We start from the raw sequence: 14,046 nt of genomic DNA, 5'->3' as shown, positions 1-14,046 counted from the left end.
ACCTAACCGGGATCAGTCCAAAAGCCCATATGCGCGAACGACTTGGGACCGAACCCGGCCCGGCGGACGCCCGCGACGGACGATCCTCACGCTTCCCCGGCCTTGGGAAAGCGTGAGGCGCGGCATCAGAAGTCGAAGCGTGCGGTGGCCGAAATCGCCCGGCCGTTGAGCAGGCGGGCGCGCAGCAGACCGGTCGCGGGGATGCGGTCCTCCTCGATGCTGGTGACCGCCACGACGTCGAACAGGTTGGTCGCGTTCAGCGACAGGAGCAGCCGGTCGACCGGGCGCACCTGCACGAAGGCGTTGGTGGTGACATAGCCGGGCATGCGCAGCAGATTGCTGTCCTGTGCGAAGCTCTTGGTCGTGCCGATGAACACCGCCCCCACCGCGAACCGGTCATTGCTGATCTGCGGCGTGGCCTGGAAGATCAGATTGGCCTGGTGGCGCGGCGTGTTGCCCACCACGGCGGCGTTCAGGCGATCGGCAACGATCTCGGCGGTCGTATAGGTGGCACCGCCCGCCAGGCTGAACAGCCCCTGGCTCACCCGCCCCTCGAACTCCAGCCCCTTGGAGCGATAACGCCGCGAGAGCGCCAGCTTGGTCGAGTTATCGACATTGGTGTCGTTGCTCTCGACATGGAAGGCGGTCAGGTTCAGCGCGATCCAGTCCTGACGGAACTTCACGCCCAGCTCGGCCTGCTTGACCGGATCATAGGCGGCGCTGGGATCAGTCAGCCGGCCCGTCGCGGCGTCGATCACCGTGCCGAAAGCCAGGCGATCGGCATTGGCGCGCGCACCCCGGCTATAGCGCGCAAAGGCCGAGAAGGGTTCGGCGATGCGGAAATTGACGCTCGCCGAATAGGACAGATAGCCATAGTCGTAATCGACGAAGGCGGGCGCATCATTGGGCGTCACGCCGACGCGCCGTTCGGGTGAACTGATCGTGCCGTCGCCGTTCAGGTCGAAGGCGATCTGCCCGACCCGGCCCTGGCCCAGCTCGACACCATACAGCGTGCCGCGCGCCGTGCCGCGATCATAGCGCAGGCTGGCACCGACCGACAGGCGGCCGGTGCGGAAATTGGCCGAGGCGAAGGGCGCATTGACCGTGTAGCGCAGACGCGTCGTCCGCCGCTGAGTCCCCGACAGCGCGTTATAGGCATAGATGCCGTTCTGCGTCCGCGCGACGCCGGTGCCGTCGAACACATCGAGCAGCGCCGCATCGCCGCCACCCCGGATTTCCGACACCGCGACCGCGTACATCGAGGTCGTGTCGATCGACTGGCGCGCCGAATACCAGCCGGCGGTCGTCGTCAGGCTGCCACCCGCGACCTCCCAGACGCGGCTGGCGCGAATATCGTTGGTGATATTGCCGATGTCCTGCTGGTGGCGATCCCGGATCGCGAGCACGCCGATCAGGCCGTTACCGTTCAGCGCGCTCGGGTCGGCGATCGCCTGCCCCGCATTGGGGCCATTGGCGTAGCGGAACGTGCCGCCGGTCGCCCCCAGCCGGGTCAGCGCGGCGGCGGGCGACAGGATCTGGCTGCCCGACGGACCGATCAGCCCGCCCGAGCGACCGGCGATGCGGAACCGTTCGGTGATCGTCCAGTCGGCCAGGCCGAACTGGCTTTCCAGCCCGAACGCCTGTTCCTTCACCCGCTGGCCATCGCGCATGTCCTCCAGCACCGGGCGATTGTCGCCGTCCATGATCAGCAGCGACTGGAACCGGCTGGACAACAGCGTGTCGCGGGTCGGGTCGAAATTGGGGATGGCGGACAATGCGGGCTTTTCGTTGGTGCCCGTCACGCGGAACGGCACCGCCTCGTAAAAGGGCGAACGGTCGTCGAGATACTTGCCGTAGAAGCGGATATAGCCGCCGGCGAACTCGCGCGTGACATTGGCCTTGATCTGGCCGCCCTTCTGCCCGTCAAAGCCGGTACGACGCGGACCTTCGCCCTGGCGGTAGAAGCCGCCGATATGGAAGCGCAGATTGCTCGTCAGCCGCCCGCCATAATCGAAGTCGGCGCGATACTGGTCGAAATCGAGTCCGGCGGTCAGCGCGACCGCGCCGCCTTCCTGCTCGCCGGTCTTCGAGATGAAGTTGATGATGCCGCCGGGCGAATTGGACGCGAAGGTCGAGGCCGAACCGCCCCGGATCGCCTCCACCTGCGCCAGGTTCAGGTCGACGCGCATGAAGCTGTCCGAGCTGGCGCCCAATATGTCGCCGAACTCCATGACCGGCAGGCCGTCTTCCTGCAGCTGGACGAACTTGGCGCCCGACGAGGACAGCGGCAGGCCGCGAATGGTGATGTTGGCGATGCTCTCGCCATTGGGCGCTTCGGCGAAGATGCCGGGAATGTCGCGCAGCAATTCGCCGACCGAACGCGGTGCCAGCCGCGCGATCTCCGTCTCACGCAGCGAACTGGTCGATGTCGCGCTGTCCAACCGGTCGCGGCCCTTGGCGACGCCGGTGGTCACCACATCCTGTTCAGCCGTCTTGGCGTGTTCCGGCGCGGTCTGTGCTTGAGCGGGCATGGCGATCGCCGACGCGGCGGCCAGTAAAATCCAATTAACCTTCATGCATCCCCCGATGGCTATTGTTGATCTGGGGGATACACTTGCTCGATTGAAATATTCTTAAATATGAAGGCTACTTCATTACGTCATCACCTTCACAATTCCTTGATTATCGCCCATCGATTTCTTAGCTATTTCTTGCCAATCCCAAATCGGTTCGATAGCGCAAGCATTACAGGGGCTTATCCTTGCCACCTCGTTCCGCGGCAAGAAATACGGGCCGGATGGAGGACGATCGCCCTCGCAAAGCCACGGCACCGACTCGCTCGACGCGCGGTGCTCACTCCTCCGCCAGCGCCTGCTCCAGATCGGCCCAGATGTCCTTCGGGTCCTCCAGCCCGACCGACAGCCGGACCAGATCGGGCATCACGCCATGCGCGATCAGCTGTTCGACCGGATAGGTCGAATGGGTCATGCTGGCGGGGTGCTGGATCAGCGTCTCGGCATCGCCCAGCGACACCGCTCGGGTGATCAGCGTCAGGCGGTTCATCACGCGCTTGCCACCCTCATAACCACTATGCAGCTGGAACGCGATCATGCCGCCGGGCAGCGCCATCTGCCGCGCGGCCAGATCGCGCTGGGCGAAGCTGGCGAGGCCGGGATAATGGACCGCACTGACCGCCGGATGCGCCTCCAGCCGGGTTGCGATCGTCATCGCCGATGCGGCATGGCGCTCGACCCGCAACTCCAGCGTCTTCAGCCCGCGCAGGATCAGCATGGCGTTGAACGGCGACAGCACCGCGCCCGTCATGTCCTTCAGTCCGAACAACCGGATCTGCTGGATGTCCTCCGCACGACCCAGCACGACCCCGGCGACCAGATCGCCATGACCGCCCAGATATTTCGTCGCCGAATGCACGACGAAGTCCGCGCCCAGCGTGACCGGGCGGGTAATGACCGGCGTCGAATAGGTGTTGTCGACCACGCTCCACGCGCCATGCGCCTTGGCGAGCCCGCAGACCGCCGCGATGTCGACCAGCCGCATATTGGGATTGGCGGGCGTCTCGAAATAGACGAGCTTGGTATCGGGGCCGAACGCCGCCGCGACCGCCGCCAGATCGGTCATGTCGACATGGGTCACCCGGATGCCGAACCGGCCCAGGCCATGCTGCATGAAGGCGAAGGTACAGCCATAAAGCGTGATGTCGGTCAGGATCTCGTCGCCCGGCCGCAGCAGCGTCCACAGCGTCGCGGTGATCGCACCCATGCCCGACGCGGTCGCCAGCGCCGCCTCCGCGCCCTCGAGATGGGCGATGCGCCGCTCCAGCAGGTCGAGCGTCGGGTTGGAGATGCGGCTATAGACATGGCCCGGCCGCTCGCCCGAAAACCGCGCCGCGCCGTCCTCCGCGCTTTCGAAGGCGAAGGTCGAGGTCAGGTGCAGCGGCGGGGTCAGCGCACCGTCATGGTCGAGCGGGTCATAGCCATGATGGATCGCCGCCGTCGCGAAGCTGAATTCGGCATGCTTGGTCATATCGGGGCCTTCCTGTCCGCCAAGACCGCATCCTATGACGAAGCGTCCCCGTCGAAATTGCGTTTTCCGCCAGAAATCGCGCCCGACTTGGCAGAATCTGCTAAGACCGGACATGGACGCAAAAGATCGGCAGATCATCCGCCTGCTCCAGCAGGACGGCCGCCTCACCAACCAGGACCTGTCCGAACAGGTCCACCTGTCCCCTTCGCCCTGCCTGCGCCGCGTGCGCCTGCTCGAAGAGGCGGGGGTGATCCAGGGCTATGCCGCGATCGTCGACCAGCGGTTATACGGCCTGCCCGTCACCGCCTTCATCCGCGTCCGCCTCGAACGCCACGCCCGCGCGCTGGTGCAGCAATTCGAGGACGCCATCCGCCAGTTGGACGAAGTGATGGACTGCCACCTGTTGACCGGCGACGCCGACTATCTGCTGCGCGTCATCGTCGCCGACCTGGAAGCCTATGAAATCTTCATCCGCCGCAAGATGCACGCCATCCCCGGCATCGCCAGCCTCGACACGACCTTCGCTTATGGCGTGGTGAAGAGCAGCCGGACCTTTCCGACGCGGTGATGGGGGGCAGAGATGGCGGAGCGGGAGGGATTCGAACCCTCGATACGGTTTTGCCGTATACTCACTTTCCAGGCGAGCGCCTTCGACCACTCGGCCACCGCTCCGCATGTGTTCATGCCTGGAACACGCGCCCCTAATGCGCTTCTCGGCCTCGCGCAAGCGATTGCGTGGGGCGGGCGGCTGGGGCAGTCTCGTGTGTCATGACGATCGCGCTTCTGCTTGCCGCGCTTCTCGCGCAGGCCTCGCCCGCTCCCGCCGCCCAGGCGAGCGATCCGCTGCCCGGCGACTGGATCGCGGTTCCCGATGACGAGGTGCTGATCTTCACCCTGTCGAACGGCAGGACGGTGACGGTCCGCCTCGCCGCCGCGCAGGCGCCGGTGCATGTCGCCAATATCCGGGCGCTGGCACGGGCGCATTGGTGGGATGCGGGGACCAGCGTCTACCGCGTGCAGGAGAATTACGTCGCGCAATGGGGCGACGCGACCGAGAAGAAGCCGCTGCCCGCCGGCATCGTCGCCAATCCGCCGGCGGAATATGTCCGTGCCGGCAACAGCGCGGTCGCGCGGCTGAGCCGGCCCGATCCCTATTCCGCCTGGGCGGGCTATAGCCGCGACGGCTGGCCGCTGGCGGGGAACGCGACCGGCGAATGGATTCCGCATTGCTATGGCATGGTCGGCGTGGCGCGCGATCTGGCGCCCAGCACGGGGACCGGGGCCGAACTCTATACGATCATCGGCCATTCGCCGCGCGGGCTGGACCGCAATATCGCGGTGGCGGGACGCGTGATCGACGGCATGGAGGCGCTGTCCACCCTGCCGCGCGGGACGGGCGATCTGGGCTTCTACAAGGACGAGGCGCAGCGACTGCCGATCGTCTCGGCCAGGCTGGCGAGCGAATTGCCGGCGGGCGAACGGCCCCGCTTTCAGTATCGCGAGACGGTGTCGCCGCGTTTCGCCGCCTGGATCACATCGCGCGAGAATCGCAAAAACGATTTCTTCACCGTGCCCGCCGGGGGCGTGGACATCTGCGCGGCCCTGCCACCGGTTCGCAAGGCGCCCTGAGACGGCGGGGGAGTGCTTCCCCCATCACCCGTTGGGGCGGCTTGCCGGTCCAAGTGCGCCCATCCCGCAACGGCAAGTGTAAACACAATAAAAACAGAGTTTTCGCCTGTCGGAGCAATTGCGCTTGATCGGCCGCAAGATCACGCCATCCCCCTCTGTTCCTCGTAACAAAGCAACGCTACAGCGATGGCTGCGCCACGTTCGAGGGAGACGGACGAAGCATGACCGCGACTGCCCATGCCGACATACCCGCCGGTTTTGCCGCCGTTCTGGCGCGCAACGGCGAGATGGGGCGGTTGATCGCGGGCCATGACTGGGCCGCGACGCCGCTCGGCCCGATCGCGTCCTGGCCGCAGAGCCGGATGACGGCGATCGGCATCGCCCTGTCCTCGGCCATTCCGATGGCGACGATCTGGGGGCCGGAGGGCATCCTGATCTACAATGCCGGCTATGCCGCCTTTTCGGGCAACCGCCATCCGGCGATTCTGGGCGCGCGCCTGCTCGACGCCTGGCCGGAGGCGCGCGCGTTCAACGAGCAGGTCGTCCTGTCGGGCATGAACGGCCAGAGCCTGGCCTATCGGGACCAGGCGATGATGCTGGAGCATCGGGGCAGCAGCGAGCAGCATTGGCTGGACCTGGACTATACGCCGATCGCCGACGAACAGGGGCGGCCCGCCGGCGTGCTGGCGACGGTGATCGACAGCAGCGCGCGGATGCGCGACCGGCAGGAGCGCGAGATCGCGATCGTCGCCGCGCGCGAGAGCGAGGCGCGGTTCCGCAATGTCGCCGATCACGCGCCGATCATCATGTGGGTGACGCAGGCCGATGGCCGCTGCGTCTACATCAACCGCGCCTGGACCACCCAGACCGGTTTCGACATCGACCAGGGGCTGGATTTCCACTGGATCAAGGCCATCCATGCCGAGGATCGCGCGCTGGTCGAGAACGCCTTTCGCGCCGCGACCCGCGATCAGGTGGCGTTCAACCTGGAGTTCCGTCTGCGCCACCGCGACGGCGGCTATCACTGGGCGACGGTCACCGCGATCCCGCGCATCGACGACGGCGTCTATCTGGGCATGGTCGGCTCGGTCTTCGACATCGACGAGCGCCGCCGGGCGGAGGCGACGCTGCGCGACGTCAACGCCGTGCTCGAACGCCGAGTCGCCGAGGCGCTGGCCGAGCGCAAGCTGTTCGCCGACATCATCGATTCGACCGGCACGATGGTGCAGGTGCTGGGCTTCGACCATTGCTATCTGGCGATCAACCGCGCCGCGGCGGACGATTTCGAGCGGATTTACGGCCTGCGCCCGCATATCGGCCAGCATAAGGGCGACGCGATGGCCGCGCGGCCCGAAATCCTGTCGGTCATGCGCGATTACTGGACCCGCGCGCTGGCGGGCGAGGATTTCTCGGTCATCCAGGCGCTGACCGACCAGCTGGGCGAGCGGCGGCACTACGAACTGCGCTTCAGCCCGCTGGTCGCCGCCGACGGCACGCCGATCGGCGCGTACCAGTTCGCGACCGACGTCTCTGACCGGTTGGCCGCGCAGGAGAAGCTGGCCGATATGGAGGCGCAGTTGCGCCAGAGCCAGAAGATGGAGGCGGTCGGCCAGCTGACCGGCGGCATCGCGCACGACTTCAACAACCTGCTCCAGGTCGTGGTCGGCAATCTGGAAATGCTCGACCGGTTGCTGCCCACCGACGAACAGCCGCGCGCCCGGCGGGCCGCGACCAACGCCATGACCGGGGCCAAGCGCGCCGCGACGCTGACCCAGCGGCTGCTCGCCTTTTCACGCCGCCAGCCGCTGGCACCGCAATCGGTGGACCCGGTGCGGCTGGTCGACGGACTGTCCGACCTGCTGACCCGGACGCTAGGCGAGCAGGTGACGCTCGACATCCGCGCCGAGCCCGAACTGTGGCGGGCCGAGGCCGATCCCAACCAGCTGGAAAGCGCGATCCTGAACCTGGCGGTCAACGCGCGCGACGCGATGCCGCATGGCGGCACCCTGTCGATCACGCTGCGCAACGCCCGGCTGGACGGTCATGCGACGATGGTGGCGGGGCCGGTCCCATATCCCACTGATCCGGGCGACTATGTCGCGATCGATGTCAGCGATACCGGCACCGGCATGGACCGCGCGACGCTGGGCCGCGTGTTCGAGCCGTTCTTCACCACCAAGGAAGTGGGCAAGGGCACCGGTCTGGGCCTGTCGATGGTCTATGGCTTCGCCAAGCAATCGGGCGGACAGGTCCAGATCGACTCCAAGCCCGGCCAGGGCACCTGTGTCTCGCTGTTCCTGCCCCGCTTCGAGGGTGCGGTCGAAGCGCCGGTCGAGGCCCCCGCCGCACCCGGCGGCGCGGTCCAGGGGTCGGAGACGATCCTGGTGGTCGAGGATGACGCGGACGTCCGCGCCTATTCGACCGAGGCGCTGCGCGAACTGGGCTATGACGTGCTGGAGGCGGAGGACGGCGCCAGCGCGCTCGCGCTGCTGGAGGCGCCCGAGGCATCGCGCATCGCGCTGCTCTTCTCCGACGTGGTGCTGCCCGGCGGCATGACCGGCGCCGACCTGGCCTCGGCCGCGCGGTCGCTCCACCCGGCGCTCAAGGTGCTGTTCACCACCGGCTATGCCCGCGACGTGATCGTCCATGGCGGGCGGCTCGACGCCGGCGTCGCGCTGATCACCAAGCCGTTCGACTTTGCCGACCTGGCGGCACGGATACGGGCGATGCTGGACGGGTAAACCGCACACCGGAAAGGTGTCGCCGATCGCGATTACCTCCGTTTTCGATCAGTCTTCGGCATTGCGGATCGAAAATACGATTGCTCCTCTCACGATCCATTGAGATCGATGGTGTTGCCGGATACCTTCCCGGGTTCGTGCCGGCTTGTTGCTTTGCGTCATTCTCAATCCATTTCCGTGGGGGGATCATGCAAAAGTTTCTACATGCCGCTATCGGTATCGCCGCGCCTTTCGCTGCAACGGCGCAAGGTGCGCCGCCGCCGCAAAACGATAGCGCCGTCGTCGCCGAACAGCCCGCGAGTGCCGAACAGGTCGAGATCGACCGTATCAACCAGAAATATCAGGGCGAATATCAGCAGATCGAAAATCAGACCGACGATCTGGAGAAAAAGGGCGACATTTGCGGTTCGGGCACGGTGAAGTGGGATGTCACGACGACCGCCTTCGACGTTCCCGAAGTCACGATGAAAACGCGTCGATTCAGTTTCGACACCATCAAGACCACGTTCAAAAACCGTGGCTTTTCGCTCGACCTTCCGGATTGTAGATGGAAAATTCGGAACATCGGTTTCGGCATCAAGACGAAGCTGTGGTCATGCGGCATGAAGCGCCAGGACTTCAGCACGAAAATTCCCGAATTTCGGAAAGCACGAACCGATTTCTCGTTCAACATTCCCGAATTCCGCAAAAAGCGGATCGAATGGAAATATCACATGCTCAAGATCATGAGCCTGGATTCGATTTCGGCATCCTGCAAGGAGCTTGAAGGCGAAGGCATCAGGATTCAAAAGCAGACCGAAGAGATCAACAAAAACCACATGGCCGAACTACGGCCCGTGCTGCGCAAGCAGATTCAGGATGGCCTTGCGGAGATGTCGCGATCGGCCATGGTGGCCGAGCAGGACATGGCCGCCGCGCTGGCGGACATGGACAAGAGTATCGCCGAACTGGCGAAGAACGGGCAAAATCCGGCCACCATCATGACCGAGGTCGATGGCCAGCAGGTCAGCCTGGTCGATGCGCGCGCTCAGATCGCCAGGCAACGCACCGATCTGCAGACGCTCCTTGCGCAGCAACAGGCCGAGATGGAGGCGCGGCTGGTCGAGCTCGATCAAGGGCTGACCGCTTAGGGCCGATCGACATTCACCCCATTCCTCCCCTTGCAGGGGAGGTGGCAGGCCGCAGGCCTGACAGAGGGGTGTTCCGGCTGGCAAGGTCAGTCTAACCAACGACCGGTGACACCCCTCCACCATGCTTCGCATGGTTCCCCTCCCCTTACAGGGGAGGAATGAAATCCCGCAGGGGTTTGCTAAGGTCACTCGCGGGCATCTGTCCCCGGCTTGTGCGACGTGCGATCGTCACGCACCCGATTCAACGACTTGCGCGTTCGGCGCAGCGGGTCGAAAGGACAGGGATGGCGACGCGGTTTCGGCAATTCTGGAGCGAGGAGGAATGGTCCTTCGCTCCCCATGAACGGCCGACCATTCCCGGCTCTCCCGGCAATTTCGACCATCCGCTGCGCCGCCGGCTGGCCTATGGCCTGATCGCGGTGCTGATCGGGCTGACCGGCGGGTTGGGCAATGCGCTGGTCCAGGTCAATACCTTGCAGTTGCAGGGCGCGTTGGGGCTGGACCCGACCGAGATCGCGTGGCTGCCCATCGCCTATGTGATGACCAACGCGTCGATCAACCTGTTGTTGATCAAGTTCCGCCAGCAATTCGGCCTGCGCCCGTTCGCGCTGCTGTTCGTCGGGCTCTATACCGTCCTGGCCTTCGCGCATCTGTTCGTACGCGATTTCGGCACCGCCATCGCGGTGCGCGCGGCCAGCGGCATGGCGGCGGCGGCGCTGTCGTCGCTGGGCCTTTATTACATGATGCAGGCGCTGCCCGCGAAATGGCGGCTGAAGGCGATCGTACTGGGCATCGGCGTGCCGCAATGCGCGACGCCGCTGGCGCGCCTGTTCTCGCCCGAACTGCTCGCCATGTCGCAGTGGCGCACGCTCTATATGTTCGAGTTCGGGCTGGCCGCGATCAGCCTGGCTGCGATCGTCGCGCTCCGCCTGCCCCCCACTCAGCGGTTGAAGGCGTTCGAGCCGCTCGATTTCCTGACCTTCGCGCTCTATGCGCCCGCGATCGGGCTGATCTGCGCGGTGCTGGGCCAGGGGCGGCTGATGTGGTGGACGCAGGCGGCATGGATCGGCTGGGCGCTGGTCATCGCCATCCCGCTGCTTACCGCCGCTCTGTGGATCGAGCATAACCGGGTCAATCCGCTGCTCAACACCCGCTGGCTGGGGTCGGTCGACATCATCCGCTTCGCCATCGTCACGCTGATGGCGCGGATCGTCCTGTCCGAACAGAATTACGCCGCGGTCGGCCTGCTGACCACGCTGGGCCAGAATAACGACCAGTTCGGGACGCTGTTCACCATCGTCTTCATCGCCTCGGTCGCCGGGGTCGTCGCCAGCGCGGTGACGCTGGACGTGACCCGGCTGACCCATCCCGTCATGTTCGCGATCGCGCTGGTCGCCGTCGCGGCCTTTGCCGACAGCTTCTCGACGAACCTCACCCGCGCGCCGCAGCTTTATGCGACACAGGCGCTGATCGCCTTTTCGACGACCTTCTTCCTCGGCCCCTCGCTGCTGTTCGGCATGACCCGCGCGCTGCAACAGGGGGCGGGGCATGTGATCAGCTTCATCGCGCTGTTCGGGATGCTCAATTCGGTCGGCGGGTTGGGCGGCACCGCCTTGCTCGGCACCTATCAGGTGGTCCGCGAGAAGGCGCACAGCGCCGCGATCGTGCAGAATATCGACCCCACCGATCCGCAGGTGACGCAGCGTATCCAGGCCGGCGGCGTGCGCGTGTCGGGCGTCGTCTCCGACCCCACCCTGTCACGCGCGGAGGGCGGCGCGCTGTTGTCGCAGGCGGCCACGCGTGAGGCCAATATCCGCGCCTATAACGATGTCTTCCGCCTGGTCGCAGCGCTTGCGGCCGCCGTCACCCTGTTCCTCGCGCTGCTGACCTGGCGGCGCAATCGGCGCGCCCGCGCCGCTGCCAAGGCCTGAGCCATGACCGACACCCGCTCGCCCGTCTCCCCCACCCCGATGACCGAACAGGCCGCCGCCGAAGCCGGTGCCGGGCCGGTCGACGCCGCCCCCGTCCCCCCGCCCGCGCCGCCGCCGGCGTCGGGATGGCGGCCGCCCTCGGGCGGGTGGCGGTCGCGCGCGCTGATCCTGGTGCTGGTCGTCGGCGGCATCGCGGCGGTGCTGGCGGCCTGGCGGCTGCCGCCCTTTTCCAGCAGCATCCAGTCGACCGACAACGCCTATGTCCGCGGTCGCACCACCGTGATCGCGCCGCAGGTCAGCGGCTATGTCACCGCCGTCCTCGTCCGCGATTTCGAGACGGTGCGCGCCGGCCAGCCGCTGGTGCGCATCGACGATCGAATCTACCGCCAACGCGTCGACCAGGCGACCGCGCAGGTCGCGGCGCAGGAGGCGACGCTCGCCAATAGCCGCCAGGCGCAGGCCTCGCGCACCGCCAGCCTGTCCGCGCAGGACGCCGCCGTCGCCAATGCCGACGCGCAGCTGATGCGCGCGCAGGCCGATATGGCGCGCGTCAACGATCTGGTCACCGACGGCTCAGTGTCCTTGCGCGAACGCGACCAGACGCTGGCGGCACTGCGTCAGGCACAGGCCGCGCTGCGCCAAGCCAAGGCGGCGCGCGAGATCGCGCAGCAAGACGTCCGCACCGTCGTCGTCGGGCGCGGTGGGCAGCAGGCGGGCGTGTCGGGCGCGGAGGCCGCACGGCGGCTGGCGCAGATCGACCTCGCCAACACCATCGTCCGTGCGCCCGAGGATGGCCGCCTGTCCGAGGTTGGCGTGCGGCTGGGCCAATATGTCACCGCCGGATCGCAGCTGATGTTCCTGGTGCCGCCCGAAACCTGGGTCATCGCCAATTTCAAGGAAGCGCAGACCGCGCGCATGGCGGTGGGCCAGCCGGCCAGCTTCACCGTCGACGGCCTGAACAATGCCCGGCTGACCGGCCGGGTCGAGCGCATCTCGCCCGCCGCCGGGTCCGAGTTCGCGGTGCTCAAGTCCGACAACGCCACCGGCAACTTCACCAAGGTGCCACAGCGTATCGCGGTGCGCATCCGCGTCGATCCGGGCCAATCGCTCAGCCAGCGTCTGCGCCCCGGCATGTCGGTACAGGCCAGCGTCGATACCGCCGGCGGGCCGGTGGTGCGATGAGGCGCGCCGCCCCTTCCCTGATCGCCGCGCTGCTGCTGGCGGGCTGTATCGGCCCGCGGCCCGAACGGCCGGCGGCCAGCGCGGTCGTCGCGCCCCCCGCCTGGCGCACGACGCTGGGTCCGGGCAGCCCGATCGCGACCGAGTGGTGGCAGGCGTTCGGCGATCCGCAACTGACCGCGCTCGTCACCACCGCGCTGGCGAACAGCCCCGATCTGGGCAGCGCCGCCGCACGGGTCGAGGAGGCGCGCGCGCAGGAGCGGCTGGCACGGGCGCAGCTGTCCCCCAACATCACCGCCGGACTGCCGGTCAGCGAGGCGCGGACCGTCACCGCGCTCGGCACCGGGCTGGACGCCTTCGGGACGCAGCCGCTGGTCCAGGCCAGCTATGATTTCGACTTGTTCGGCCGGTTGCGCAGCGCCCGCGCGGCGGCGCGCGCGCAATTGCTGGCGACCGAGGCGGCACGCGATACCGTCCGGCTGGCGCTCGCGAGCGGGGTGGCCAGCGGTTACGTCACGCTGCGCGCGCTCGATCACCGGCTGACCATCGCACGCGAGACGCTGGCCGCCCGCGCCGACGCGCTGCGCATCGCCCGGCGGCGCGCGGAAACCGGCTATACCTCGCATCTGGAGCTGCGGCAGGCCGAAGGCGAGTATCGCTCGACCGAGCAGCTGGTGGCCGCCGCGCAACTGGCGGTCACGCGCCAGGAGAACGCGCTGAGCGTGCTGGTCGGCGGCACGCCGGGGCCGATCACGCGCGGCCTGCCCATCGACCGGCTGGTCCGTCCCGCCATCCCCGATGGCCTGCCCGCCGACCTGCTGCGTCGCCGCCCCGACCTGTTCCAGGCCGAACAGGCGCTGGTCGCCGCCGACCGCTCGCTGGACAGCGCGCGCGCCGCGATGCTGCCCAGCCTGGGGCTGACCGGAACGGCGGGCGTCGTCCTGTCGAGCGCGCTCAAGAACCCGATCACCATCTTCTCGATCGGCGGCAGCGTGCTCGCCCCGATCTTCGACGCCGGCCGCCTGCGCGCCCAGGCCGATGCCAGCGCGGCGCGGCGCGACCAGGCGGCCTATGCCTATCGCAAGGCGGCGCTGACAGCGTTCCGCGAGGTGGACGACAGCCTGGCCTCGGTCCGCCGCTCGGGCGAGCAGGCGGTGGCGCTGGCCGGACAGCGGACCGCACAGGCCGATGCGCTGCGTATCGCCTCCAACCGCTACCGCGCGGGCTATTCCTCCTATCTCGAACAGCTCGATGCGCAGCGCGGCCTGTTGAACGCCGAACTGGCACTCGCCGAGGCGCAGGCCAATCAGTTGACCGCCTATATCACCCTCTATCAGGCGATGGGTGGCGGCTGGTCGGACGCGGCGATCCAGGCAACCGCGCGCTGAACAC

The 14,046-nt window shown here is 67.1% G+C and carries 9 protein-coding genes and 1 tRNA gene; 7 read left to right on the top strand and 3 right to left on the bottom strand.

The genetic code is table 11. From position 1 onward, the window contains the following. Window positions 1-125 precede the first annotated feature (125 nt). Both ACQHGV_RS01050 and ACQHGV_RS01045 read right to left on the bottom strand, forming a co-directional pair. A complete protein-coding gene (locus tag ACQHGV_RS01050) occupies window positions 126-2,576 on the bottom strand; it encodes a TonB-dependent receptor domain-containing protein (RefSeq protein WP_440979106.1) in 2,451 nt (816 codons plus the stop codon). A gap of 277 nt (window positions 2,577-2,853) precedes the next feature. Further along, window positions 2,854-4,044 carry a methionine gamma-lyase gene (locus tag ACQHGV_RS01045; RefSeq protein ID WP_440979105.1) on the bottom strand — a complete coding sequence of 397 codons (1,191 nt, stop codon included), beginning with the start codon at window positions 4,042-4,044 and terminating at the stop codon, window positions 2,854-2,856. A gap of 112 nt (window positions 4,045-4,156) precedes the next feature. Here ACQHGV_RS01045 and ACQHGV_RS01040 point away from each other — a divergent pair, with 112 nt between their 5' ends. Then, window positions 4,157-4,612: an Lrp/AsnC family transcriptional regulator gene (locus tag ACQHGV_RS01040; protein ID WP_440979104.1), complete on the top strand. Its 456-nt coding sequence runs from the start codon at window positions 4,157-4,159 to the stop codon at window positions 4,610-4,612. Window positions 4,613-4,625: 13 nt separating this feature from the next. On the opposite strand, the gene ACQHGV_RS01035 is transcribed toward ACQHGV_RS01040, so the two are convergent. After that, window positions 4,626-4,716, bottom strand: a tRNA-Ser gene (locus tag ACQHGV_RS01035). A 96-nt stretch (window positions 4,717-4,812) separates the two neighbouring features. On the opposite strand from ACQHGV_RS01035, the gene ACQHGV_RS01030 reads away from it, so the two are divergent. The 6 genes from ACQHGV_RS01030 (at window position 4,813) to ACQHGV_RS01005 (ending at window position 14,042) form a co-directional block, all read left to right on the top strand. Then, window positions 4,813-5,673 carry a peptidylprolyl isomerase gene (locus ACQHGV_RS01030; RefSeq protein WP_440979103.1) on the top strand — a complete coding sequence of 287 codons (861 nt, stop codon included), beginning with the start codon at window positions 4,813-4,815 and terminating at the stop codon, window positions 5,671-5,673. A gap of 221 nt (window positions 5,674-5,894) precedes the next feature. Continuing rightward, window positions 5,895-8,414, top strand: a complete 2,520-nt coding sequence (locus ACQHGV_RS01025; RefSeq protein WP_440979102.1) for a PAS domain S-box protein — start codon at window positions 5,895-5,897, stop codon at window positions 8,412-8,414. A gap of 188 nt (window positions 8,415-8,602) precedes the next feature. Next, window positions 8,603-9,544 carry a hypothetical protein gene (locus ACQHGV_RS01020; protein WP_440979101.1) on the top strand — a complete coding sequence of 314 codons (942 nt, stop codon included), beginning with the start codon at window positions 8,603-8,605 and terminating at the stop codon, window positions 9,542-9,544. Between the two features lie 284 nt (window positions 9,545-9,828). Then, the gene (locus ACQHGV_RS01015) at window positions 9,829-11,475 is read left to right on the top strand and encodes an MFS transporter (protein WP_440979100.1); all 1,647 of its coding nucleotides are present in this window, start codon (window positions 9,829-9,831) and stop codon (window positions 11,473-11,475) included. A gap of 3 nt (window positions 11,476-11,478) precedes the next feature. Continuing rightward, window positions 11,479-12,657 carry an HlyD family secretion protein gene (locus ACQHGV_RS01010; protein WP_440979099.1) on the top strand — a complete coding sequence of 393 codons (1,179 nt, stop codon included), beginning with the start codon at window positions 11,479-11,481 and terminating at the stop codon, window positions 12,655-12,657. Further along, window positions 12,654-14,042: an efflux transporter outer membrane subunit gene (locus ACQHGV_RS01005; RefSeq protein ID WP_183951254.1), complete on the top strand. Its 1,389-nt coding sequence runs from the start codon at window positions 12,654-12,656 to the stop codon at window positions 14,040-14,042. Before ACQHGV_RS01010 ends, ACQHGV_RS01005 begins: the two co-directional genes overlap by 4 nt. The last annotated feature ends 4 nt before the right edge of the window (window positions 14,043-14,046 follow it).

It is taken from the genome of Sphingomonas pseudosanguinis, from assembly GCF_052056765.1.
Classification (GTDB): domain Bacteria; phylum Pseudomonadota; class Alphaproteobacteria; order Sphingomonadales; family Sphingomonadaceae; genus Sphingomonas; species Sphingomonas pseudosanguinis.
This window is presented reverse-complemented; position numbering and strand designations above follow the sequence as displayed.